This window comes from Vibrio sp. 2304 (genome assembly GCF_033339475.1).
GTDB classification, from domain to species: Bacteria; Pseudomonadota; Gammaproteobacteria; order Enterobacterales; family Vibrionaceae; genus Vibrio; species Vibrio alginolyticus.
Window position 1 is genome coordinate 115,800 of record NZ_JAWOUQ010000004.1, and the last position, 25,785, is coordinate 141,584.

Below are 25,785 nucleotides of genomic sequence, written 5' to 3' on the forward strand. Positions count from 1 at the left end.
TAATATTGATGGAAAAACTACTGCACTTGGCAGTTTAAACAAAATGCGTATTGACCTTTAGGATCGTTGAAGCTTTGGAGCAAGCTTGCGTCTTGTTCGAATTGTTGAGCTACGGGTTGAAGACTTTTTGGTAGCAAGCTTGTTGCATCAATACCTAGAGAGACTTTCACCTGTTTCATAAACTCTTGTAGAAATAGTTCAGTAGGTGAAAGAGGCTCTTCTACCCAGTAAATGCCGTAATCGGTTACGTTCGCTAGTTTCGCCGCTAGCTCTACAGCATCATCAAAGTCACCCATTTGATCGACAAGACCAAAGGATAGTGCATCTTGGCCAGTCCAAACTCGACCTTGAGCAACTTTGTCAACTTCCTCTAGAGACATATCGCGATTCTCGCCAACTAGAGAAATAAAGCGCTTGTAACCGTGTTCGATACCTAATTGGAACACTTGAGACGCGCCTTCAGAAAGGCCAGTGGTAATACCGTCACCTGAGAACGGCGATGTGCCAACGCCATCAGTGTTAATACCTAACTTGCTAAAGCCTTTTTCAAACGTGGTGATGACACTAAATATACCAATGGAGCCCGTCAGGGTTGTTGGCTGAGCAACGATTTTGTCTGCGCTCATTGAAATCCAATAACCACCAGAAGCAGCCAAACTCGACATGGATACAACAACCGGCTTACCTGCTTGCTTCAGAGCTTCTACTTCGTTACGAATCACTTCAGAAGCAAAGGCACTGCCTCCTGGACTATCTACTCGTAATACGACCGCTTTCACTTTTTCATCATTGCGTGCTTGACGCAGCAAGCTTGCGACTGTGTCACCACCAACAGTTCCGCGAGGTTGTTGACCGTCCATAATCGCGCCACTTGCTAGAACAACGGCGATGTCGTGCTGAGGTAGTGTGTAATCGGGACGAATCGTTGCAAGGTAGTCGTAGTAACCAATCGCGTTGTAGCTGTCTTTGCCGTCGCTACCAAACTGTTTTGCGAATAGAGTGCGAATGTCTTGGCGTGTCGCAAGTTCATCCACTAGCCCCAATTTGACTGCGAGCTGAGCAATATCGCCATTTACAGACTTCATCTCGTTAATCAGTTCATCCATGGTTGGATTAAGCACTTTCGCATCAATGTTTCGGTTTGTTGTTACGTCATCAACAAAAGCACTCCACAATTGAGTAACCCAGCGTGTTGCTGACTCTTTCGCCGCATCGGACATGTCATCACGAATAAACGGTTCGATAGCGGATTTATAAGTACCTACGCGAAAAACATGAGTAGAAACGTCAAGCTTTTCAAGTAACGTTTTGTAGTACATTGAGTAAGCGCTGTAACCTTTAATCAATACACCACCATCAGGTGCCAGATAAACTTTGTCAGCGTAACTTGCCAAGTAATATTGGCTTTGGTTGTAGAAATCACCTACGGCGTAAACGGGTTTGCCTGACGCTTTAAATTCGTTCAACGCTTTCGCGATGTAACGTAGTTTCGTGAGATTTGTTTCTGGCATGTCTCGCAGTGCTAGCACTAATCCAGACACTTTAGGATCGTCTTTCGCGTAGCGAATAGTATCAACGATATCGAAAAGGACGTTTTCTTTCGGTAGCTCATTACCCAAAAGGGAACCAGCAAAAGAGTCCATTGGGTTTACATAACGTCTTTGTTCGACAATTGGGCCTGAAAGGTTCATCACCAATGCCGATTCTTTTTCGACGACAGGTTGACCGTCTCCGGTATAAGTAAAGGCAAAGTAGAAAACGGCAATCATCAGCAAGAAAATTAGGTTTGCCAGTGCGAGTCTGATGAAAGTGATACTTTTCCATATCCCTTTAAATATCAAACCAATAAATTTGAAGAGTTTTTTCATCTTGTCTCCATAACGAGATAGTTACGCCGAGTCTAACAAAGTATGGGTTCTTATCTCTAAGATCTCAAAAGATAACATTTTTTTAGCTTATCACGACCACTCAACAATTGGCATATTTTCACACGAGATTGATCGGTGTTACAAAAATGTAAACGCTTGTTTGATTTTTTGGTTGAGCAGGCTTAATCTGGTCAGACCATGATAATAACAATGGATGTTAAGTGATGTCTGCCATGTACCCAAACCTATTAAAGCCACTGGACCTCGGTTTCACACAATTACGAAACCGAGTTCTGATGGGATCAATGCACACGGGCTTAGAAGAGCACAAAGAAGGATTACAGAAGCTCGCTGCTTTTTATGAAGAACGCGCGAAAGGCGGTGTCGGACTGATTGTAACCGGAGGTTTTTCTCCTAACTTACGCGGTCGTTTACACCCGTTGAGTGCTGAATTCAGCAAGCCAAAACATGCTAAAGCCCATAAAGTTGTGACAGAAGCGGTGCACAAGCACGGTGGTAAAATTGCGTTGCAAATTCTCCATGCTGGGCGTTATGCAATGCATCCATTCTCGCAAAGTGCATCTGGCATTAAAGCGCCGATTGCAAAGTTTGCTCCGAGTGAAATGAGCGACCGCCAGATAAAGAAAACCATCGACGCGTTTGCTAATAGTGCGGAGTTAGCACAGCTTGCTGGTTATGATGGCGTCGAGTTAATGGGCTCGGAAGGTTACTTGATAAACCAATTCTTATGTAAACGTACTAATATGCGTTACGACGAATGGGGTGGCAGCTATAAAAAACGTATGCGTTTTCCGCTAGAAATTGTTAAAGCGGTACGCAAGGCGGTGGGTGACAAGTTCATCATCATCTTCCGTCTTTCTATGCTGGATCTTGTCGAGCAGGGCAGCACTTTTGAAGACGTTATCGAATTGGCGAAAGCACTTGAAGAGGCTGGCGTCACGATTATTAATACGGGTATCGGTTGGCATGAGGCTCGAATTCCGACAATTGCGACTCAAGTACCACGCGGTGCGTTTACATGGGTTACGGAAAAAGTTAAACCTCACGTTTCAGTTCCTATTATCACTTGCAACCGTATAAATACGCCAGATGAAGCAGAACGTATTTTATCTTCAGGTCATGCCGACATGGTTTCGATGGCGCGCCCATTTTTGGCCGATCCTTACTTTGTTGCTAAAGCCGAACAGGAAAAAGCGCAGCTTATTAATACGTGTATTGGTTGTAATCAGGCATGTCTAGATAACGTGTTTAAAGGTAAGCGCGCCAGTTGCTTAGTGAACCCTTTAGCGTGCTATGAAACCGAAATTGTTGTTGAACCAGCCTTTAAGAAGAAAAACATTGCAGTTGTTGGTGCTGGCCCTGCGGGCTTGGCTTGTGCGACCACACTTGCTGAACGTGGCCATAAGGTTGATTTGTTCGAAAAGAACGACCGCATCGGTGGTCAGTTCCGTCTTGCGATGCAGATCCCTGGTAAGGAAGAGTTTCGAGAGACGATACGATATTTCGCTAACCGTATTGATGAAACAGGCGTGAATCTGCACTTATCGACGGAAGCGAACTATGACTTACTCACAGAATACGATGAGATAGTGATGGCATCGGGTGTTGAGCCACGTAAAGTCAATATTGATGGAATTGATAACCCAGAGAAAGTCGTCGACTATCAAACTCTCATTCGAGACAAAACGCCAGTCGGTGAGAAAGTGGCTATCGTTGGTGCTGGTGGCATTGGCGTAGATGTCGCGACCATGCTCACAGAGCCAGTTGGACAAACGTTGGATGACTGGTTGCATGAATGGGGAATCGACAAGGAGATGTCTCAGCCGGGTGGTTTATACCCTTACCCTGATGCGGTCAGTGATAAAGAAGTCTGGGTACTTCAGCGTCGTAAAGGTCGTGTAGGTAAAGGTCCGGGTAAAACGACAGGTTGGATCCATAAACGTACCCTTGAAAAACGGGGCGTACATTTAGTCGGCGGCGTGTCTTACGATAAAATTGATGATCAAGGTTTGCACATTCATGTAGACGGAAGCGCGCAGGTACTTAATGCAGACAAGGTTATCATTTGTGCTGGGCAAGAGTCTGTACGTCCTTTTGAAGATAAATGGTCTGAACTTGGAGAGAAGATTCATATCATTGGCGGAGCTGACCATGCGGGTGAACTTGATGCTGTGCGTGCGATTCGTCAAGGTGTTAAATTGGCGGTAAAACTCTAGCCTTTTAATGTGTATTTACCATAAAAGCTGCGCTTTGAGCGCAGCTTTTTTGTATAGAACTAGTCACTGATATCTGGCAGTTGTTTGGCCATTACCACGCCAGCAAAAGTAATAAAAGAGAACACTAACACCACAGCTGAAAGGCTCAAGAAGTTCGACATAACACCAAGAGAGCTCATTAGAAGCAGCATTATCCCAACCACTGTGTTACTCACGGCTACATAGCTCGTCCGTTTGTCACCTTCTGCGATATCAACTAAATAGGTTTTTCGTCCGACTCGTATTCCGTCGTGGGCAATACAAACACAAAAGTAAAGCAGAGGAATCACGAATAGGAAGCTTTGGCTAGCGGTGACCCATGTATCGTAAACAAATAACACAACACCAAGTAGCGCGCTCATCATTGCGCCTATGACCATCACACTGCGGCTAGAGCGATCTGACATTCTTCCCCAGAAAGGACCTGACACAAAGGAGGCTAAGCCACTCGCAAACATAAAGAGAGCTAGCACCCAGAGCTGTCCACCCAGAGATTGCTGTGCCAGCACAACGTAGTACGGTGCACTCAGCGCAGAACATAAAAATAGTGTCCGCGTGATAACGAATCGACGAAAGGTCACGTCTGTCTTAAGTAACGCGAGTTGTTTAAATGCTTCGAGGACGCCATTTCGACCACCATCTACCTCACCGGCATACTCATTAATTCGCGCATAGACGAATGCCGCGATGAGCCATATGACGCCCGCTAAGCCTAAACTCAGACCGTAAAAGCGCTCTGTCGGCTCTACGTCCCATAACCAGGCTAGTGCCAGAAGGCTAGCGAAAAGCAGCGTAACCAGGCCAGCAGCGCTTGAAGACCAGCCGTTGACTTGACCTCGTTGGTTTTTAGGGATGGTTTTGCCCAATACATCTTTTGATGCGACGGAATTTAAACCGCGTGAGAGGCTGAAGATCACAAGACATGCAATCACACCATAACCCGCAGCTGCTCCTGTTAGAGTTAATGCGACCAATCCGATTGCAAATATGGAAAGAGCCTGCAAGATGCTGCCAATTACCCAGACCCATTTTCTTACTGGAATGCGTCGGATGTAGTGCGCGATGCTAAGTTGTGGGATAAGGGATCCTGACTCACGAATAGGAACCAGCCAACCAATTAAGTAAACCGGAGCCCCGAGACTTTGTAGTATCCACGGCAACGTGACTTTAGGATTGATTAACGCATCGCCGACTTTCGTTAAAAACTGAGCGAGAATTATTTTAAGAAAGTTGCCGGGAACTTGATGACAAGCTGATTCAGGAATCGCCTTACAGGCACGGGCATCTTCGTCATTAACGATCTTTTCGTAAATGCTGTTTTGTTTGTCCTTGTTCATCAACCTGCCTATGTTTAACTTATTCATTTCGCGAATAAATTAACATTAAACCCAGATTGATGTTAAGTGAAGCACGTTATCAAGCCCACAGAGAACCGGTTGTTATTCGCAGGAGCAGATTGTGCTAAAGTGGCGTAAACAAAATAACAACGATCTTCAATAAGGATTCTTTCATGGACGCTCTCGATCTTTTGCTCAATCGCCGATCTATCGCGAAGTTATCCGCGCCTGCACCAGAAGGTAAAGCACTTGAGAACATCATTCGTGCTGGCCTTCGTGCGCCTGACCATGCGGGATTAACCCCTTGGCGTTTCGTTATCGCACAGGGCGATGGTTTGAAAAAACTGTCAGATATATTGGTAAAAGCGGCAGAAGCTGAAAATAGTGATGAAGCGGTGGTCGAAAAGGTAAAGAATGCCCCATTTCGCGCACCAATGGTGATCACGGTGATTGCTAAAGTAACAGAACATGAGAAAGTACCAGCACTAGAGCAACACTTATCTGCGGGATGCGCTGTACAAGCGATGCAAATGGCAGCCGTAGCGCAAGGCTTTCAAGGGTTTTGGCGCTCAGGTAAGTGGATGTTCCATCCAGAAGTTCATCAAGCATTTGGTTTAGAGGGTGACGATGAGATTGTTGGTTTCTTGTACTTAGGCACGCCTGGTTGTACACCGATGAAAGTTCCTGAGCGTGACCTTTCTCAGTTTGTTGAATTCCTATAACTAAAAACTTAAATAAACTGACTGTTTATTTATACAGTTTTTCTTGATTTATTAGGGCTACATTCGATAATGTGGCCCTAATTATATTTATTTCCAAAACGTTATGTCTCGTCTGTTTATTGCTGAAAAACCAAGTTTAGGCCGTGCGATTGCCGCTGCACTGCCAAACCCTCAAAAGAAAGATCAAGGATTCATCCGCTGTGGGAACGGGGATATCGTTACTTGGTGTATCGGCCACTTACTCGAACAAGTCGAACCCGACGCTTACGATGAGCGTTATAAAAAGTGGAATATGGCAGATTTACCAATTGTTCCGCAGCAATGGCAGCTCAGACCGAGGAAAAGTGCAAGTAAGCAATTAACAGTGATTCGTAAATTGCTCAAAGAAGCTAACGAAGTCATTCATGCAGGAGACCCAGATCGAGAGGGTCAGCTGTTAGTTGATGAAGTTCTGGACTATTGCAAGTTATCTAAAACCAAGAAGGAATCTACACAGCGTTTGTTGATTTCCGACTTGAACTTACCTGCGGTTAAACGTGCTCTCAGTTCTATGCGCAGTAATCGCGAGTTTATCCCACTTTCAGTTTCAGCATTGGCCCGCTCTCGGGCTGATTGGCTGTATGGTATGAACATGTCTCGTGCTTATACCTTGCTTGGTCAAAAAGCAGGGTATCAAGGTGTTCTCTCGGTAGGGCGAGTGCAAACGCCAGTTCTTGGCTTAGTGGTGCGTCGTGATGAAGAAATCGAAAACTTTGTCCCGAAGGACTATTTTACCCTACATGCTCTGATCCCATATCAAGATGCCAATGGTACTTTTGATATTCGTGCTCGTTGGAAGCCAAGTGAGGCATGCAAGCCTTGGCAGGACGAAGAAGGTCGAGTATTAAACCGTAAGTTGGTGGAAAATGTTGCAAACCGTATCGCAAATCAACCCGCAAAAGTAACAGAGTCGGAACAAAAGCAAACCAAGCAATCAGCACCATTACCTTATTCGTTATCTGCCTTACAGATCGATGCCGCGAAGCGCTATGGTATGAGTGCGCAACAAGTACTAGATACTTGTCAGGCATTGTATGAAAAGCACAAGCTGATCACTTACCCGCGTTCAGATTGTCGCTATTTACCAATGGAACACTACTCACAAGCAGGGACGGTGACAACTGCTATTGCGAATAACGCAAAAGAGTTGCAAGTTGCCGTTCAGGGAGCAGACTTAACATTAAAGTCCAAAGCCTGGAACGATAAAAAAGTGGATGCGCACCATGCGATTATCCCTACACCGAAGCAAGCTAATGTGAATGCGCTTTCCGGCAATGAGATGAAAGTGTATCAATTGATTGCGCGCCAGTACCTCATGCAGTTCTATCCGGCGGCGGTTTACGCAGAAGCGAAATTGGTTTTCGATATCGCTGGTGGTACGTTTGTCGCGAAAGGTCGTCAGTTAGTTTCGCCGGGTTGGAAAGCGCTAATGGGCAAAACTGACAAGGAAGATGAAGGTATTGATGCCGTGCCACCGCTACCCAAAGGCACCGTGTTAACTTGTCGTGAAGGGGAAATAAAAGACCGAAAAACCGAGCCACCAAAGCATTTTACCGAGGCATCGCTGTTGCAAGCGATGACCGGGATCGCCCGTTATGTTGCGGATAAAGAACTGAAAAAAATCCTTCGTGACACTGATGGGCTAGGCACGGAAGCGACTCGCGCTGGTATTTTGGACACGCTGTTCAAACGCCAACTGCTTACGCGTCAAGGTAAGTCAATTCTCAGTTCTCCTGCGGGAAGAGGTCTCATTCATGCCTTGCCAGAAGATTCAACATACCCTGATATGACGGCTCATTGGGAGCACCAGTTACAAGGTATGGCAGAGAGAAATCAAGCATATCAGCCGTTCATGCAAGCACTGGAACAACGCATTGATAGCTTGATGGCACAAGTAAAAGCAGGGCCTATCCCTGATTCATTACGTCATCTACCCAAGGTGGAACGTCCTGCGTTTAAACGTAAAAAGCGCAGTTATTCAAAGAACGGTGGCGCGACTAAATCTCGTGCAACCAAAGGTAAGCAGGCATAGGACAAGCGCGGCGTAATTAAACTCCGCGCATGCTTGAAAATAGATTACTCGAACAGATCACCGTGGTTTTGGATCGCGCCTCTTACTTCACCTTGAGTTAACACGCGTTTGTCCAGTACCTCTTTCACCTGGTTGCCCAAGTCAACTAATGTATCTCGATTCGCTTGAGTTTGGCGTTTACCAGCACTTCTCAAGCAGTAATTTAGTTCGTGCTCTTCGCTAAAATTAACCAAATCCCTATCTGCTGCCATCGTGCTTTCTCCTTATTTGTTCTACTTTTTCCTAAGTCTGGATTGGATGTAGATAAATTCAAGTTAGATTGCGCGAATTATGCTGGTGGATCACTGATGAACATTATGTTTGCCAACCAAGTCACGATTATGAAGCATGGCTTTGATGGTATTTGGTTTAGTGATGGTTGTGTCTTAATGCTGCTACCAAGGTAACTCAGTACCATCGTAGTTAATAAATCGACCTGAAAGCTGCGGTGTGCTCAGTTCTATCACGTTCGCTAGGCCTTGCGCGGAGGTTTGCGTATCTATCAAAGCATTTGGCCCGCCCATCGCCGTTTTTACCCAACCAGGGTGAAGCGCTAAAACGGTAAATCCTTCAGGTGTTAAATCATTACTTAAGCTTTTCACAACCGAGTTAAGCGCCGCTTTCGATGAGCGATAAATATAGCCGCCGCCGGACGTATTTTCGGTCATACTGCCGACTTTTGATGAGATACAAGCAATCTTTTTCATCTTGCCTTGTTGTAAGCGAGGGTAACAGTACTCAACCAGTTTTAACGGAGCAATGGTGTTTACTTCGAAGACTTTACGCCATGCTTCTACGTCAGTATTTCCAAAGCCATATCCCTTGGGACCGTAATATCCTGCATTATTGATGAGTAAGTCGATGGCAGGGAGTTTATCGGCAAGCTTAGCGACTTGTTCGTAGTGCGTGACATCCAGTTCGTGCAAAACCAGATTGCTGAATTGTGAGGCTAGAGTTTGTAGTTCTGAACTGTTCTCTAAGGAACGGCTAGTAGCATGTACTTGGTGGCCTTGCTTCAGGTACAGCTCAGTTAAGCTAAGGCCAATGCCGCGATTTGCTCCGGTAATAAAGACGGTTTGACTCATACAAACACCTATGTTTTTTTGATTTCAGTTGAAAGTCATTGTGTTAGCTAAGCACAATAAAATCAACCAACCACCACGCACTAACAACAAGAGATGAAAATAGGGACAGAGCACAAAGAGAGCCAAACAGTGCGCCGAGAATAGCAAAGAAAGTAGAATTCATATGTATATTAAATTTAATTAATATTGAAAATCATTATCAATTAAATTGCGTTTTATTCAACCCTTGAAGTTGATACTATTTCGTTACCATTGTTATTAAGAATTTCTCATGCTGCCATTTATCTACCACCCGATTTATTCTCAACTTGAGTTGCCAGAGGGGCATCGTTACCCAATTATGAAATACCAGTACCTCTATGAATCGGTATTGGTGCATATAGAGAAAGATAACTGGAAAGAGCACGCGCAGTTTTTCCAGCCCGAAGCATTAACTGTTGGGGAAGTAAAACGTGTTCATGACGAGGAATACGTCGAGTTACTTGTTAGTGGAAACATGCCAGCTGCGAAGATGCGCCGAATAGGTTTTCCTTGGAGTGAGTCTCTCATTACCAGAACGCTAACTTCAGCAGCGGGCACGGCTCTGACCGCAAAAAAGGCACTTGAGTACGGTGTGGCCATTCATTTGAGTGGTGGGTATCACCACGCACACAAAGAGTTTGGCAGTGGTTTTTGTTTATTTAATGACTTAGTGATCGCGGCCAGGCAAGCGCTCGAAGTCGAGCATGTCGATAAAGTATTGATCATTGATAGTGATGTTCACCATGGGGATGGAACAGCAACTTTATGTGACGATGAGCCAGATATCATCACGCTTTCTTTCCACTGTGATAAAAACTTCCCAGCGAGGAAGCCTCAGTCTGACCTCGATGTGCCTTTGGTGCGAGGGACAGGTGATGAGGATTTTTTAATGGCGTTTAAAGAAGTGGTCGATATGGCACTTAATCTTCATCGCCCTGATTTAGTTATCTACGATGCTGGTGTCGATATACATCAAGACGATGAGCTTGGATATTTTGATGTGTCGACTCAAGGGATTTTAGAACGTGATAGATTTTTAATGCAAACAGTGAAATCTCGAGGTATCCCTGTCGCAGCTGTCGTTGGAGGTGGATATCGAACGAATCATGCTGACCTCGTCCCAATCCATTTGCAGCTTATCAATGCCGCTAAAGAAGTCTTTATTGATGAGTAGATACAACTAGATGTAAATATCAAATTGATTCAACACTGGAACGAACGAAAAGGGCATTAATTTTTTGTGGGTTCTTTCGGAGTGTGGCGGAGTGCTTAGTTGCGTTCAAGAAGTGATAAGTGATTTGTACAAATCTTTTTAAGTCTGGAGATGCGAAAAAGCCCGCTAATTTCTTAGCGGGCTTTTTCTAAAAGTGGCGGAGAGATAGGGATTTGAACCCTAGATACGATATTAACGTATGCCGGTTTTCAAGACCGGTGCTTTCAACCACTCAGCCATCTCTCCGTTGTTGAGGCGCATAATATAAGGCTTTGAAAATGTTGTAAACCCCTAGTTGAACTGATTGGATGTTTACTGCGCAAATTTGTGGTTTGTGTTGTTTAAATAAACAAAAACTCCCCAAAAAGGGGAGTTTGAATAGTATATGGATTGCTAGGTATTAATCGTTTTTAGAATAAAAACGCTGTAACTCAGTTAAACCTTGCATCAAAACTGGCAACTTCGGTGCATCATCTCGAAGTCGTTTGTAGTTTTTGTCATACAGCTTGTAGTTGCCAAACTTATCGATCACTGTGGTTTGTGAGCTAGTAATTAAGGCAAGCTCGCGAGTATCGCCCGCCAAGATCCAGCGACGACGACTTTCATCGAATAGGTTGCGACCACTACTGTAATCATATGGGTTGGAAGATACGCCGAGCATATCTTGCAACAGTGTAACTGAGAGGTCCAAGTGACTTGTGCTGTGATTAAATTCGCCAGCTAGCATTCCAGGCCAATGGATCACCATCGGAACTTGTAATTGATAACGGCTGTAGTTGCTGTTTGCTCCCCAGCTGTTCGTATTGGTTTCGTTAAATTCACTACCGTGATTAGAAGTGATGATTACGATGGTGTTTGTCAGTTGTCCCGTCGTTTCTAGTTCATCAATAATACCGGCGATAGTTCTATCCGCCGACTTCACTGCATATTCATAAGCTTTTTTGAATCGCTCACTTGCGGGCATTTCTTCGTCATTATTTGAAGGAATCGATTCAAAATTATCAACGGTGGTGACTTCGATGTAACTAAACCATGGCTGACTTGCTTTCTCTGCTAACCATGTATTCCAGTTTGCGATAGATTGTTTATCGGTATGAGCTTGCGTGCCATCTAGGTCTTCCGCTAAGTTCAAGTCGCGGAAAATAATTTCTGAGTAGAGATCATCTTCAAACCCACTGCCACTGAATAAACCAAAGTTGTAGCCCTGATCTTTCAGTACATCGAGCAATACTGGGGACGCACCTTGCGCCTTGATGCTTGATGCATAACTAGTCGGTAAGCCATAGAACAAACCAAAGGCCCCGTATGTATCATTACTTGAGCTGTAATGATTACGGAAGTTCTGATTGTTTTCAGCAAACTCATAGAGGTTAGGCATCTCTTCTTGGTTAAGCGCATCCGCTCGTAAATTGTTTATGCTGATCATCAACACATTGAGCTTATTAACTCGGCGGTTAAACTCAAGCTTTTCAAGAGGGTAGTTGACTAGCTCTACGTTGCCTTCGTTTTCTGCTAAACGTTTTAGGTATTCCTCACGGTCAAGTAGACCATGTTTTTCCATAAAACTCTTCGCCGTCATCGGGTAAGACAACGGGAAGTTTGAACGCTGGCTAGTAATTGGGTTGTAAAAATACGCATCTGCCCAAATGTAAACCAAATGGCTGGTCATAAAGCTGAGGAAAAAGACGGCCGCGAGAGGGCGTCCTACGTGCTTATGAGATAGTTTGCGCTGTTTTCGCCATACCCATTCGGATAGTGCGAGTTGAATAAGGAAGATCAGCGGCATCACAACAAATAAATGTTGTAGGTCAGTGCTGAGCGCACTTTTGTCTTCGCTGAATAGTAACTCCCAGACAACGGGAGTTAAGTGCAAATTGATAGATTGATACGCTTGGGTATCAATTAATAATATGGTTTGCCCAACGGTTGCGAAAATCACTGCCACCAAACGGAACAATTTCCGCGATGGCAGGATAAACGTCAACGGGAATAGAACAAGCAAGTAAAGTGCGAAAACTAGAAAGCCAAAGTGACCAACCCAAGAAACCGCCAGATAAAACTGACCAAGTAACGTCTCGGGCCAAGGAGACTGAACAATGTAGCGTGTGCCTATCAACATCGATGCAACGATATTGAAGAATGCAAACCAGTGACCCCAACCAACTAGTCGAGATACACGTTCGCCGTATGAGTTTCCGCTGTCTACCATGTATGTGTTCTATTGTCCGTGATTAGTGTGTTTTTGGTGTTTCTAAAGAAGACATCAGCGCCTGAGCAAATTTTTCAGCAATCGCTTTGCGTTGTGAAGCAGCAACACGTTGATTTAAGACATTGGTTGCGATATTTCCGGCAATCATTAGCGTCAACTCAGGAGAAGCAGCGTGTTTTTCAAGAACTGTTGCTACTTCAGCAAGAATTTTTTCTACTTGCTCGTCAGTATATTTAGATGTAATCGGCATAAAGACTCTAATAATGATAGTAAAAGCGGCTTATGATAACCTACAATGCCCATCAACTAAAACCTTGTAGCAAGATAAAATCACTATGAGTCTTCATCTTTCAAACGTTATTCTGCATCAACTGTGCAAAAACGATCAGGACGAGCTGGTTGTAAACTTTCGTCCAGCATCATTAGAGAACGATGCATCTACAGAAAACTTAGTCGCTGAGCTTCACCGAGTATTCCATTCTAAAGCTGGTAAAGGTTTTGGCGCTTTCCAGTCAGACAGCGAATTTCAATTTTGGCTTCAAGAAATGCGCAAAGGAGAGCGAGATTTTTACGACTTCTCACAAATTAGTGCAAATCGCTTGAAAGAAGAGTTGATTAAGTACCCATTTGCGGATGAAGGTATCTTGGTTTTCGCTGAGTATCAGAGTTTAGCAACGGACTACTTGTTCATCGGTATCTTACCAATGAATCAGAGTTTAAAAGTGACCGAAGGTTTGGACATCAGTGCGACAGATTACTTAGATATCACCAAAATGGATATTGCCGCACGCATCGACCTGTCGAGCTACGAGACCGACAAGGAATCCAATCGTTATCTGCAATACATTAAAGGACGCGTTGGCCGTAAAGTGGCGGACTTCTTCCTAGATTTTCTGCAAGCGGATATTGGCTTAGATACTAAACAACAAAACTTGGTGTTGATGCAGGCGGTGGATGATTTTTGTGCTGACTCGAAGCTAGAAAAGCAAGAAGTGAACGAGTACAAGAAACAAGTTTACGACTACTGCAATGAGCAAATTAAATCCGGTGATGAAGTTCAAATCTCAGAACTTTCCGGAGAGCTTCCTCAAAGCCAAGATGGCACGAGCTTTATGGATTTCACCAAAGAGCAAGGGTACGAACTTGAAGAGTCTTTCCCAGGTGATCGTGCGACGGTTCGCAAACTGACTAAATTTGTTGGAGCTGGTGGTGGTTTGAATATTAGCTTCGATAGTCTCTTACTTGGCGAGCGTATTTTTTATGATCCAGAGACGGATACCTTAACGATTAAAGGGACGCCTCCAAATCTAAAAGATCAGTTAAGTCGCAATTAAAATCATATCGTTAAATAAAGAGAGCAAACGGCTCTCTTTTTTTATGTGAATAAGAAACATCCATAGTATATGCTTGTAATTAATGGAGATATGCGAGGGGCAAGTGTTGCTGAAGCTAAAAGAAGGAATACGGCGGTTTGTTTGGTTCTGGTTCGTTTTGTGGTGTGTTTTAGCACTTGGCATTTGGCTGCAAGCCAAACAAACGATTCAAACGATTTCGACTGTAAATGAGTTAGGAAGTAAAGTTGAAGAAGTCAGGCACTTTTTTAACTTCGATCTGCCTTACCGTGTTAAACACGTCGACCAAATTTCACTGAAACTTCAGTTGGCTTATGCAGTTCGCTTACAGCTTGAAAGTGAGTTTTCTGAAGGGAAAATCACACCAGACATCACTCAATTACTTTATACGACCGACCGATTTTTAGAAAGTGCTCGAGCTTTTGTAAGAAGTGACAGTGAATTGGTTTCGTTAGCAGAACAGTTACGAAGCAGCCGTGCTCGAACAGAAAACTCTGAGCAAATTCAGGCAATGTACTATCGCTTAGGTGCGCTTGTTTTTGAGTCTGTCTTTAGTGACTCTGCAACGAATAGCGATACTTACCGTGACTTAGACCGACTTTTTATTGAATCAGAGACGCTCTCTCCCGAAGAGCGAAGCGCTCTTCAGCGCCAGCTTGCTCAAACCTCAAGCGCACTATCTGCTCAGGCACAGGGCAGTTATTTATCTAATCAACTGCTTAATCCAGATTTCCCGAACCAGTTAACTTCGATAAATGATCAGTTGGAACAGAAGCTAATGACTTTTATTGTTTGGCTGTCTGTAATCAGTAGTTTGCTCCTTTTCCTCATTTCATGGGGAGCCTTCTCCCCAAAAACGATTCAACCGATACCACTACCCAGAACCGATGATAAAAAGTCAGAGCAAGTTGGCGATGATGAAAATGGAGCTCACGCTGTTCCCTCAGCTCAGTCAGAAAATTTTCAAAACGTCCAAATAAACGAAGAAAGTTGTAATGAGGTGAATTCATCACAAGTAGAAGTAGTGGAACGTGAGCCGTACATAGATATCAATAAAATGTTAGATTCTCTGTCTGGTGACGAGGGCGCTGTGCGGATGTTACTTGAGGTCTTTATTCAGGACCACTCTGGCGATGGCACTAAAATGTATCAGCTGTTAGAAGAGGATAAAGAGCAAGCGCAAAGAGCCGCACACAGTCTTAAAGGGGTCTCAGGGAGTTTAGGTGCAATGCCATTGCACTGTATTTCGGGTGATATTGAACTGTTGATTAAACAAGGGCAAAAAGTGCCGGAAGAGAAGTTGGCATGTTTAGATGATGTCCTAAAACAAACCATACTTTTTGCTAATAATGTTCTCAATAGTGAAAAGATAACAGAAGCGCTAACAGATTGATATTGCTCTGACTTAATGTCATAAGAGTTGAGGTAATAAAGGTTCGAACTATGTGACTTAGTTCGCTTTATTCCTGTTCTATACAATTTGTTAAAGGTGTTTTCATGTCCGTTCGCCGAATGTCTTCAATGATGTTTATAGGGCTGGTTATGATGCTTTCAGGGTGCTCCCTGCTCGAAGTCAAGATCGAGAGTCAAACCGTCCCTCTTACCAAACAAGAGCTCAATATGCGTCTTTTGACTCGTGAGTATGCGCTGCAGTTTTTTGCTCAGGTTGAGCAAGCAGCAGACGCACTACACGAACAATATGAGCCTCATGATAAAGTTCATCAATCTTATATTTTACTTTGGAAGATAAATGCTGAAGAAGGCATCCAAGCTTCTGCATACCAAGTGTCCCCAATGGCTGCACTGATTGATACATGGACTTTCACGCTACAAATGGAACAGTTTTTTACTGCCGCTTCTGGTAATGAGCTCTTTGCGTCTGATGAGGCCAAGTTAGTTTCCGTTTATTTAGCGAAAGAGGTAGATAAACTTGCTCAATCTTTATTGAAGAAAGAAGCATACATCAAGACACAAACGTTTGTTGCAGAGTTCGCCAAGCAGCATCCATTCGCTGATTTAAGCATGATTAGGACTCCGGCTTACCGTAGGTGGTTAGATGCAAACCAAATTAGCGAAGAGGAAGCCGTTACAACGCTAGGCACGATGCCAGAAGCACTTGGGGATGTCTCTGATCGTCTAAGTCTGGTATCAGAGCAGACACCAAAAATTATGACGTGGAAAGCGCAGTTGTTGGCCTTGAATAGCTCTGCCAGTATCGAAAAAGTCAATGCGGCGCTCAATAGTTTGCAAGTTACCGCTGATTCGATGAGGGATTTTATCGATAACAACCCAGAGTACATGCGTTATTTGGCAGAACAAATGGCGCTGGAGTTACAACCTTTGGTTGACGATATCGATCAAAGGACGGAGGCGCGTTTATCTCAGTTGGGTGAAGAACGCCAAGCTATAGAGCTGATGGTTGCCAGAGAGCGCCAAGAAATCGCACAGATCATTACCCATGAGCGCGAGAAGTTTGCTCAAGATATGGATCGAGTGTCGCAAGAGGTTGTGAATCTCGCAATGACTAAGCTGATTGAACTTGTCAAAAGTACCATCATCTACTTTATTCTGTTCATTGCCGTTATATTCTTTGCACCGCTTGGCTTGGGCTATTGGTTTGGGAAGCGTGCAGCCGTGAAAACGCCAGTCAAACAAAGCTAACGATTTGTTTTGGAAATAAAAAAAGAGCGCTTTAAAGCGCTCTTTTTTAGTATTGAATTCGGAAGGGAGGTTCTTCCTATCTCTGCGAAGTTAAGCGGTTTGCTGCTTTAATTCGCCTTCAGCTTCTTCGACTGCTTCTGCTGTTGGTTCGCACTTATCAACAAACCAACCCATGTAAGAAGTGAAGATCGTTACGATGATACATACAAAACTCAGCCACATGAACGGGGCATAAGACAGTGTAGCAACACCCAAAATACTGGCCATGTAGATACCGTTGTCACTCCAAGGGACCATACCTGAGGTTAGCGTGCCGCCAAATTCTGCGTTACGAGACAAATTCTTACGTTTGTAGCCTAGACGGTCGTAGTTCTTCGCACAGATTTTTGGGGTCAGAATAAGTGAAACGTACATCGCTGAACCAAATACGTTGCCCATAAAGGCCGTACCAATTGTGCTTGTTGCCAATGAACCTGCACTTTGAACGCGTTTTTCAAACAGCTTCGCGATAGTCTCTAGCACGCCTACTTTATCTAGTAGACCACCAAAACCAAGGCCAAATACGATAACCGCTACCGACCCAAGCATTGAAGACATGCCGCCACGGTTAAGGATTGAGTCAATGAAATCTACGCCAGATGAGATTGCAAACGGAGCCCAAGCCGTGTTGAACGCGGTTAGGAAATCGACATCTTGGATCATCACTGCCCAAATAATACCTAGCAGAGAACCAAAACTGATCACTGGGAATGAAGGCATACGCATCGCTAGAAGTGACAATACGATGATCACAGGAACAAATGAGTAAGGGGTGATGTAGAACTGCTGTTCCATCGCTTTAATGACAGAGTCTACCTGGCTCATGTCAACTTGACCTGCGTAGTGGAAGCCAAATGCAGTAAACATAATGCCTGTAATAATGTAGCTAATGAGTGCTATCGGCAACATGCCTTTGATATGTTCCATCACTTCAACGTTAGACATAGATGAAGCAAGGATTACTGAATCCGATAGAGGCGACATTTTGTCACCAAAGTAACAGCCTGAAAGTACGGCACCTGCAGTGATTGGCGCAGGAACACCAAGACCTTGACCGATACCCATCATTGCAATACCTGCCGTGCCAGCCGCACCCCAAGACGTGCCAGTCGCTAGCGCAGTCAATGAACAGATGATCATGGTCGCGAGCAAAAAGATGGAAGGGTGGATTGCTTTAAGGCCGTAGTAAATAATGGTTGGAACAATACCACCAGAGATCCAAGTACCTACAAGCGCGCCAACGGCCAAAAGGATTAAAACGGCTCCAAGTCCATTGGAAATGCCATTTAGTGCTGCTTTTTCCAGATCTTTATACTGATGGCCAAGCTTTATGCCCAATATCATGACAATGAACCAACCGATGTATAGCGCTAGCTGAATCGGTAGGTCTAGCTTGGCTGTGAACGAAAATGCCAGCAGGAGAAATAAACCGAGCGAGATAAATACCTGTATCAAGCTTGGTAGGCGTGGTGTAACTTGCTTCATATGTGCCTCTGTCAATCTTGGAGCAATAGAGGAAGGCGCTCCTTGTTGTAATCGCGCATAACATACATTAACAAAAGTTATATTTCGAACATTTGGTGTTTTATCTTGATGTTCGTCGGTAAAAACGTTTTCTTGTGAAATTAACTGTTAGTTTGTTTTAACTTTTTTGGTTTTAAATGTTGTGTAATGTGAAATTATTGTGCTTCATGTGTTATTTTCTCATTGAGTGGTAAGACCAATTAGGGGGCTAAAGTGCTTTCCCTACTTGAAAAATGGTTAAAACCGCAAACCAAACACTAAAAAATCTCGTGTAACCCGGTTTTTCAGAGGAAAAGGTTAAAAAACGCGCTTATTTACAAAATAGGGGTTGAGATTTTGCTGTGAAAAATTAACTATGGGGTAGGTTTTTTAATACATGGAGAGTTAATACGATGAGAGTTGGTTTAGTTGGTTGGCGCGGTATGGTTGGTTCAGTCCTTATGCAGCGTATGGTTGAAGAGAAAGACTTCGACCTAATCGAACCAGTATTCTACAGTACTTCTCAAGTTGGTATTCCTGCTCCTAACTTAGGAAAAGACGCAGGCTTACTGCAAGACGCGTATGATATTGAAAGCTTAAAACAGCTTGATGCGGTAATCACCTGTCAAGGTGGTAGCTACACAGAAAAAGTTTTCCCTGCACTTCGTCAGGCTGGTTGGAAAGGCTACTGGATTGACGCGGCCTCTACGCTACGTATGGCTGAAGATTCGATCATCACACTTGATCCAGTGAACTTAAAGCAAATCCAACAAGGCATCCACGGTGGCACGAACACATTTGTCGGTGGTAACTGTACGGTTAGTTTAATGCTAATGGGGCTAGGTGGTCTATTTGAGAAAGGCCTTGTTGAGTGGACAAGCGCAATGACTTATCAAGCCGCATCTGGTGCTGGTGCGCAAAATATGCGTGAGTTGATCTCGCAAATGGGCGTTATCAATGACTCTGTGAGCTCTGAACTTGCAAACCCATCAAGCTCTATCCTAGATATTGATAAAAAAGTTGCGGATACAATGCGCAGCGGCTCTTTCCCTACCGATAAATTCGGTGTGCCACTAGCTGGTTCGTTGATCCCATGGATCGATGTGAAGCGCGATAATGGTCAGAGTAAAGAAGAGTGGAAAGCGGGCGCTGAGGCGAATAAAATTTTGGGTTCTCAAAGTTCACCTGTTCCAATTGACGGTACTTGTGTGCGTATTGGCGCGATGCGTTGTCACTCTCAAGCACTTACTATCAAGCTTAAACAAAATGTACCAATGGACGAAATCGAAGAAATCATCGCCACTCATAACGATTGGGTGAAAGTGATTCCTAACGACCGTGACATCACTGCTCAAGAGCTAACGCCGGCAAAAGTTACGGGCACAATGTCTGTACCAGTGGGTCGTCTACGTAAGATGGCAATGGGTGATGATTTCCTAAATGCTTTCACTGTTGGTGACCAACTGCTTTGGGGTGCTGCGGAGCCATTGCGTCGTACTCTGCGAATTATTCTGTCTGAGAAAGCATAATCACATCAATCCTTTATTTGATGACAAAATAAAAGAGCTCCTTAGGGAGCTCTTTTTTCATGCGTCGTCTTCCGTTCGAACGACTCTTTTGTCTGGATCGGCCAGTTCACTACCACAATGTTTACAGTAAATTGCGTCAGAGTCGTGCCCTGCGTGGGAGCAGTTTGGGCATTTCACCAATACTTTGTGCGATTGCATCTCTTGGTGTAATTCGGCAGTGAAAATACCTGTAGGTACCGCCAAAATGGAATAACCCAGTAACATGGTGAGTGATGCAAGCCCTTTACCTAGGTCTGTTTGAGGGACCAAGTCACCATAACCAACCGTTGTGATGGTCACGATCGCCCAATAAATACTTTTAGGAATGCTAGTAAATCCGTTTTCAGGTCCTTCAATGATAAAAATCAATGAGCCGAAAATCGTTACCATAATGGCGACGGAACTAAAGAAGATAAAAATCTTTCTGCGCGCCATAAGCAGTGAACGTAAGAGGATATTGGACTCTTGGAGGTATCGGACTAACTTGAGTATGCGGAATATTCGCATCACTCGCAGCGCCCTGATCACACCCATAAACGAAGCGGATGGGAAGAAGAGTGCTAAATAGGTGGGCAAAATCGCAAGTAAATCGACGACACCATAAAAACTCTTTGCGTAGGCGGCAGGTTTAGGAGAGCAATAAAGCCTTAGAAGGTATTCAATCGTGAATAGGCCAGTAAATGTGTATTCAATAAACTTCAGCTCTTTTTCCCACTCGGCCCGAACGGAGGGTATCGAATCTAACACCAGTACGATTAACGAACTGATGATCGCGATAATGAGAGCAATATCGAACGTTTTACCAGCTTTGGTATGAGTACCAAAAATGGTGACATATAGAGTATGTTTAAGAGAGTCAGTCGTCATGACAAAGCGATCCATTGTTGAATCGCTCTATCATACAATTTTATAGAAACTCAGGCTAATCCTGGAAATAAGTTGCGTAAGCCATTCGCAATGAACTCTATGCCAAGCGCGCCCAATATCAAACCCATGATACGAGTAATGACGTTGATTCCAGTTTGACCTAAAAATCGTACGATCAATGGGGCAGAGCGGAACAATAGCCATGAACAAAGGCAGAACAAACCAATCGTAATACTAATGCCCACGGTATCGAACATGCTTGGGTAGCGTGCACCATAAACAATAGTCGAACTGATTGCACCAGGACCTGCCATTAAAGGCATTGCAAGAGGGACCACACCAATCTGTTCACGACTGACGTATTCCGTTTTCTCTTGTTTGTTCTGCTTATCTTCCCCCAGTTTACCGCTCATCATCGAGAATGCGATGCTAAGTAATAGCAACCCGCCAGCGACACGAAACGAATCCAGAGAAATACTGAACATGTCTAACAGTAACTGACCAGCAAAAAGCGAAATGATCAGGATGATCGCAACAGCCACATTTGCTGTTGTTGCCGTATTGCGCTTTTCGTCTGGTGTCATATGCCCGGTTAGTGACACAAACACAGGCATGATACCAACAGGGTTTACTGCGGCGACCAAACCGAGAAAAAACTGCAAGAAGATAGCAAGTTCAAAAGTTTGCATGTTGCGTACTCATCAAAGTTCACATTAGTGAAAAGGAGAAGGGGTAATTTGGGCGTAATGTAAGGCAAAAGTTAGGTTGTAAGAAATGAAAAAAACTAACGCATTCCCTGCCATTTAAGTGAGAAAAACTAATTCTTTAATAAACTGTATCTAATCTGGAAAGGAAATGTTACGTATAAAGTTGCTGATAAATTGCACTGTTTTACATAAACGTTAACATTCGCACATTTTTGATAAAAACCAAGGTGGTTTGTAGAGAGATGTATTCGGTTCGATATACTCTCAGTAGCACAAAGAATTGGGCCTACATGTAATTTTGTTGGTCAAAAATGAAACTTTTTTACAGGTTGTTGTAGTTTCTTTTATTTATTTGTCCATTTGCTTCTTTTTTACTCAATAAAAAATGAAAGTTAATTTATTTGTTTATCAGTGATTTATGTCATTTTGGTGTGATGAGGCACCACTTTGGTAGTATTTAGGTGGTGAGAACTGATCCAAGTCAATTTTTTTCACACTCTGAAATATTATACTCAGTCCTGAAAGCAATTTACTAAGACGTTTGTTTTCTAAGTGACTGATAAACAGTAAAAATGATAAGTAATAGCCTTAGTAAAAAGTTTTTAATATTTGTTAATTTTAGGAGATTCCCTATGCCTGTAACTAATATGGCTGAACTAGATGCAATGGTTGCTCGCGTTAAGAAAGCGCAAGAAGAGTTCGCTACTTACTCTCAAGAGCAAGTAGATAAAATCTTTCGTGCAGCATCGCTTGCAGCTAACCAGGCCCGTATCCCGCTAGCTCAACAAGCGGTAGAAGAATCTGGTATGGGTATTGTTGAAGATAAAGTAATCAAGAACCACTTTGCTTCTGAGTTTATCTACAACAAATACAAAGACGAACAAACGTGTGGCATCTTAGAAGAGGATGACAACCTAGGTACTATGACTATCGCTGAGCCTGTAGGCATCATCTGCGGTATCGTACCAACGACTAACCCAACTTCTACAGCGATCTTCAAATCTCTAATCTCTTTGAAGACTCGTAACGGTATCATCTTCTCACCACACCCACGTGCGAAAAACTCAACTAACGATGCAGCTAAACTCGTTCTAGATGCAGCAGTAGCAGCAGGCGCACCAAAAGACATCATCGGTTGGATCGACCAGCCTTCTGTTGAGCTTTCAAACGCTCTAATGAAACACGATGACATCGCTCTTATCCTTGCAACTGGTGGTCCAGGCATGGTTAAAGCCGCTTACTCTTCTGGTAAGCCAGCAATCGGTGTAGGTGCAGGTAACGTTCCTGTTGTTATCGATGAAACAGCAGACATCAAACGTGCTGTTGCTTCTATCCTTATGTCTAAGACTTTCGACAACGGTGTAGTATGTGCTTCTGAGCAGGCTGCAATCGTAGTTGACGAAGTATACGACGAAGTGAAAGAGCGTTTTGCTTCTCACAAAGCGTATGTCCTAAGCAAAGCAGAAGCTGATAAAGTTCGTAAAGTTCTTCTTATCGATGGCGCGCTAAACGCGAAAATCGTAGGTCAGCCAGCAGCAGCAATCGCTGAAATGGCAGGCGTTAAAGTTCCAGCAGACACTAAAGTTCTTGTTGGTGAAGGTCTGGGTAAAGTATCTCACGATGACGCATTCGCTCACGAGAAACTATCTCCAACTCTAGGTCTATTCCGTGCTGACAACTTCGAAGACGCGGTTGCTCAAGCGGTAACTATGGTTGAGATTGGTGGTATCGGCCACACATCTGGTCTTTACACTAACCAAGATACTAACGCTGATCGTATCCGTTACTTCGGTGACAAGATGAAGACAGCTCGTATCCTAATCAACATCCCGACTACTCACGGTGGTATCGGTGACTTGTACAACTTCAACGTTGCGCCATCTCTAACGCTAGGTTGTGGTTCTTGGGGTGGTAACTCTATCTCTGAGAACGTAGGTCCTAAACACCTAATCAACAAGAAAACTGTAGCGAAGCGAGCTGAAAACATGTTGTGGCATAAACTACCTAAGTCAATCTACTTCCGTCGTGGTAGCCTTCCAATCGCGCTTGGCGACCTAGAAGGTAAGAAACGTGCATTCCTAGTAACTGACCGTTTCCTATTCAACAACGGTTACGCAGATGACGTAGTAAGCCTACTGAAAGCTCAAGGCATGGAAGTTCAAACATTCTTCGATGTTGAAGCTGACCCAACACTGTCTGTAGTAGAAAAAGGTGCGGCTCAAATGGCTAGCTACCAACCTGACGTTATCCTAGCGCTAGGCGGTGGTTCACCAATGGATGCAGCGAAAATCATGTGGGTAATGTACGAACACCCAGAAACTCACTTTGAAGAACTAGCAATGCGCTTTATGGACATCCGTAAACGTATCTACAAGTTCCCTAAAATGGGTAAAAAAGCTGAGCTTGTATGTATCACTACAACTTCAGGTACTGGCTCAGAAGTTACTCCATTCGCGGTTGTTACTGACGACAAGACTGGTGCGAAATACCCACTAGCTGACTACGAAATCACGCCAAACATGGCAATCGTTGATGCGAACCTAGTAATGAACATGCCTAAGTCTCTAACAGCATTTGGTGGTTACGATGCAGTAACTCACGCTCTAGAAGCTTACGTATCAGTTCTTGCTAACGAATACTCAGATGGCCAAGCTCTTCAAGCACTTAAGATGCTAAAAGAGTACCTACCATCAAGCTATGCGAACGGTGCAAATGACCCAATCGCTCGTGAGAAAGTACACAACGCAGCTACTATCGCTGGTGTTGCATTTGCGAACGCATTCCTAGGTGTTTGTCACTCAATGGCTCACAAACTGGGTGCTGAGTTCCACTTGCCACACGGCCTAGCTAACGCACTACTTATCTCTAACGTGGTACGTTACAACGCGAACGACAATCCAACTAAACAAACTGCGTTCTCTCAATACGACCGTCCACAAGCACGTCGTCGTTACGCTGAAGTTGCTGACCACCTAGGCCTAAGCCAAGAAGGTGACCGTACTGCTCAGAAGATTGAACGTCTACTAGCATGGTTGGATGAACTAAAAGTTAACCTAGACATCCCAATGTCTATCCAAGCGGCAGGTGTTGCTGAATCAGATTTCGTAGCGAAACTGGATGAGCTAGCGGTAGAAGCGTTCGATGACCAATGTACTGGTGCGAACCCACGTTACCCTCTAATCAGCGAACTTAAAGATGTGTTGATGGCTTCTTACTACGGTAAAGCATTTGTTGAAGGCGAAACTTTCGAAGGTACAACTGTTATCAAGAAGAAAGCAGACCAAGAAGCAGCAAAAGCAGCACCTAAAGCAAAGAAAGAAAAAGTTGACGCGTAATTAAAAAATCGAGTGAGCAAGGTTTTCGCTAGCACGGAACCTTAATCGGGAAAAGGTTAAAGCCCCAGTCAAATGACTGGGGCTTTTTTTATTTTGGTGCAGGAGTTACATCTGGCTTGGGAAAACAGAGTTGCTGTGTATGCTTACACTTCGGTCGCAACTACTCGGCCACTGAAGTATTCATTCGCGACGATGTATGCTGTGTTGCGGACTAGTTCGTCTTGGATCTCAGCCCAGTGTCTCTCGTTGAGCTCTTCTTTTGTATGATTTACCGAGGGAATAACGCCGCCCACTCGAATGTTGAATGGTGTGAGTTCTTTTGCCCAGCTGTGAGTAAAACCTGACACCAACGCCGCCATGCTTTCAACTCCCGTAAAGTCCTCATGGTTGTCATGAGAAATGACGTTAACAATGACGCCTTTCTTGTTTCTGGCTCGAAAGCGCTCTGCTCCTACTTGGCCGTAGGTATAAAGGAAGCGTGCCGCAGACGACAAGTGATCAATGTAAGTACTCATTGGTTCTGGCGCCATTAAGCCAGGCATAGGGGAGCTGGTCCAGCAATTAACAATCACATCTGGTGTCGCACGTAGCTGTGATTCTATCTGGTCAAACAATAAGTTAATGGACGTTGTGTTATCACTACACACATTCATCGCATACACTTTGTCAGTGAAAGCGCTGATTTGCTCATAGCTCGCTCTCAAAGCGCTAGAATTTTGGTCACAAAGAATCAACGTTGCTCCAAGGTGAGCAAAGTGATTTGCACAGGTTCTTCCTATAACCGAACCTGCAGACGTGACGAGAATAATTGATTCTTTGATATCCATAGCACCTTCACTGTATCCATATGTGAAAAACAATACACCAGTGGTTTGTGCTAATAGCATGGTTGAAATTCGTTGGGTTCAGTGT

19 protein-coding genes and 1 tRNA gene are annotated in these 25,785 nt (G+C 44.0%); 9 read left to right on the forward strand and 11 right to left on the reverse strand.

All coding sequences use genetic code 11. The features are described 5' to 3' along the window. Positions 1 to 17: 17 nt before the first annotated feature. Positions 18 to 1,868, reverse strand: coding sequence for a signal peptide peptidase SppA (sppA, locus tag R7P64_RS09990; protein WP_005380705.1), 1,851 nt, complete (start codon positions 1,866 to 1,868; stop codon positions 18 to 20). Between the two features lie 224 nt (positions 1,869 to 2,092). On the opposite strand from sppA, the gene R7P64_RS09995 reads away from it, so the two are divergent. Continuing rightward, positions 2,093 to 4,105 (forward strand): NADPH-dependent 2,4-dienoyl-CoA reductase, encoded by a 2,013-nt coding sequence (locus R7P64_RS09995; protein ID WP_005380708.1) that lies wholly within the window; start codon positions 2,093 to 2,095, stop codon positions 4,103 to 4,105. Positions 4,106 to 4,164: 59 nt separating this feature from the next. Here the strand turns inward: R7P64_RS09995 and R7P64_RS10000 are convergent, their stop codons facing one another. Continuing rightward, complete coding sequence (locus tag R7P64_RS10000; RefSeq protein ID WP_025767195.1) at positions 4,165 to 5,481, reverse strand: MFS transporter; 1,317 nt, start codon at positions 5,479 to 5,481, stop codon at positions 4,165 to 4,167. A 173-nt stretch (positions 5,482 to 5,654) separates the two neighbouring features. Here R7P64_RS10000 and R7P64_RS10005 point away from each other — a divergent pair, with 173 nt between their 5' ends. After that, positions 5,655 to 6,203, forward strand: a complete 549-nt coding sequence (locus R7P64_RS10005) for an NAD(P)H nitroreductase (RefSeq protein ID WP_005380711.1) — start codon at positions 5,655 to 5,657, stop codon at positions 6,201 to 6,203. A gap of 103 nt (positions 6,204 to 6,306) precedes the next feature. Continuing rightward, a complete protein-coding gene (locus R7P64_RS10010) occupies positions 6,307 to 8,274 on the forward strand; it encodes a DNA topoisomerase III (RefSeq protein ID WP_318123446.1) in 1,968 nt (655 codons plus the stop codon). 44 nt (positions 8,275 to 8,318) lie between these two features. Here R7P64_RS10010 and R7P64_RS10015 read toward each other — a convergent pair whose 3' ends face one another. Together R7P64_RS10015 and R7P64_RS10020 are read right to left on the reverse strand one after the other, a co-directional pair. After that, positions 8,319 to 8,525, reverse strand: a complete 207-nt coding sequence (locus R7P64_RS10015) for a hypothetical protein (RefSeq protein ID WP_005380717.1) — start codon at positions 8,523 to 8,525, stop codon at positions 8,319 to 8,321. Positions 8,526 to 8,708: 183 nt separating this feature from the next. Further along, positions 8,709 to 9,398 (reverse strand): SDR family oxidoreductase, encoded by a 690-nt coding sequence (locus R7P64_RS10020; protein ID WP_005384911.1) that lies wholly within the window; start codon positions 9,396 to 9,398, stop codon positions 8,709 to 8,711. A 271-nt stretch (positions 9,399 to 9,669) separates the two neighbouring features. Here R7P64_RS10020 and R7P64_RS10025 point away from each other — a divergent pair, with 271 nt between their 5' ends. Next, entirely contained in the window at positions 9,670 to 10,593 is a 924-nt protein-coding gene (locus R7P64_RS10025; protein ID WP_053304185.1) for a histone deacetylase, read from the forward strand. 194 nt (positions 10,594 to 10,787) lie between these two features. Here R7P64_RS10025 and R7P64_RS10030 read toward each other — a convergent pair. From R7P64_RS10030 to R7P64_RS10040, 3 genes are all read right to left on the reverse strand, one after another. Then, positions 10,788 to 10,878 (reverse strand) — tRNA-Ser (locus R7P64_RS10030). Between the two features lie 154 nt (positions 10,879 to 11,032). Beyond that, entirely contained in the window at positions 11,033 to 12,841 is a 1,809-nt protein-coding gene (locus R7P64_RS10035) for a DUF3413 domain-containing protein (RefSeq protein WP_005380721.1), read from the reverse strand. A 22-nt stretch (positions 12,842 to 12,863) separates the two neighbouring features. Then, a complete protein-coding gene (locus tag R7P64_RS10040; RefSeq protein WP_005380722.1) occupies positions 12,864 to 13,091 on the reverse strand; it encodes a YejL family protein in 228 nt (75 codons plus the stop codon). 85 nt (positions 13,092 to 13,176) lie between these two features. On the opposite strand from R7P64_RS10040, the gene yejK reads away from it, so the two are divergent. From yejK to R7P64_RS10055, 3 genes are all read left to right on the forward strand, one after another. Beyond that, positions 13,177 to 14,175, forward strand: coding sequence for a nucleoid-associated protein YejK (gene yejK, locus R7P64_RS10045; protein WP_005380723.1), 999 nt, complete (start codon positions 13,177 to 13,179; stop codon positions 14,173 to 14,175). An 82-nt stretch (positions 14,176 to 14,257) separates the two neighbouring features. Then, positions 14,258 to 15,586: an Hpt domain-containing protein gene (locus tag R7P64_RS10050; RefSeq protein ID WP_239932199.1), complete on the forward strand. Its 1,329-nt coding sequence runs from the start codon at positions 14,258 to 14,260 to the stop codon at positions 15,584 to 15,586. Positions 15,587 to 15,690: 104 nt separating this feature from the next. Beyond that, complete coding sequence (locus R7P64_RS10055; protein WP_239932198.1) at positions 15,691 to 16,854, forward strand: chemotaxis protein; 1,164 nt, start codon at positions 15,691 to 15,693, stop codon at positions 16,852 to 16,854. Between the two features lie 90 nt (positions 16,855 to 16,944). Here the strand turns inward: R7P64_RS10055 and nhaC are convergent, their stop codons facing one another. Then, the gene (gene nhaC / locus R7P64_RS10060) at positions 16,945 to 18,378 is read right to left on the reverse strand and encodes a Na+/H+ antiporter NhaC (protein WP_005380726.1); all 1,434 of its coding nucleotides are present in this window, start codon (positions 18,376 to 18,378) and stop codon (positions 16,945 to 16,947) included. 431 nt (positions 18,379 to 18,809) lie between these two features. Between nhaC and asd the strand changes: the two genes are divergently transcribed. Then, a complete protein-coding gene (asd, locus tag R7P64_RS10065) occupies positions 18,810 to 19,925 on the forward strand; it encodes an aspartate-semialdehyde dehydrogenase (RefSeq protein WP_005380727.1) in 1,116 nt (371 codons plus the stop codon). 57 nt (positions 19,926 to 19,982) lie between these two features. On the opposite strand, the gene R7P64_RS10070 is transcribed toward asd, so the two are convergent. Together R7P64_RS10070 and R7P64_RS10075 are read right to left on the reverse strand one after the other, a co-directional pair. Then, positions 19,983 to 20,846 carry an ion transporter gene (locus R7P64_RS10070; protein WP_005380728.1) on the reverse strand — a complete coding sequence of 288 codons (864 nt, stop codon included), beginning with the start codon at positions 20,844 to 20,846 and terminating at the stop codon, positions 19,983 to 19,985. Positions 20,847 to 20,881: 35 nt separating this feature from the next. Continuing rightward, positions 20,882 to 21,520, reverse strand: a complete 639-nt coding sequence (locus tag R7P64_RS10075; RefSeq protein ID WP_005380729.1) for a YchE family NAAT transporter — start codon at positions 21,518 to 21,520, stop codon at positions 20,882 to 20,884. A 650-nt stretch (positions 21,521 to 22,170) separates the two neighbouring features. Between R7P64_RS10075 and adhE the strand changes: the two genes are divergently transcribed. Next, positions 22,171 to 24,873 (forward strand): bifunctional acetaldehyde-CoA/alcohol dehydrogenase, encoded by a 2,703-nt coding sequence (gene adhE / locus R7P64_RS10080; protein WP_213897700.1) that lies wholly within the window; start codon positions 22,171 to 22,173, stop codon positions 24,871 to 24,873. Between the two features lie 143 nt (positions 24,874 to 25,016). On the opposite strand, the gene R7P64_RS10085 is transcribed toward adhE, so the two are convergent. Next, the gene (locus R7P64_RS10085; RefSeq protein WP_005380732.1) at positions 25,017 to 25,760 is read right to left on the reverse strand and encodes an SDR family oxidoreductase; all 744 of its coding nucleotides are present in this window, start codon (positions 25,758 to 25,760) and stop codon (positions 25,017 to 25,019) included. Positions 25,761 to 25,785: the final 25 nt, after the last annotated feature.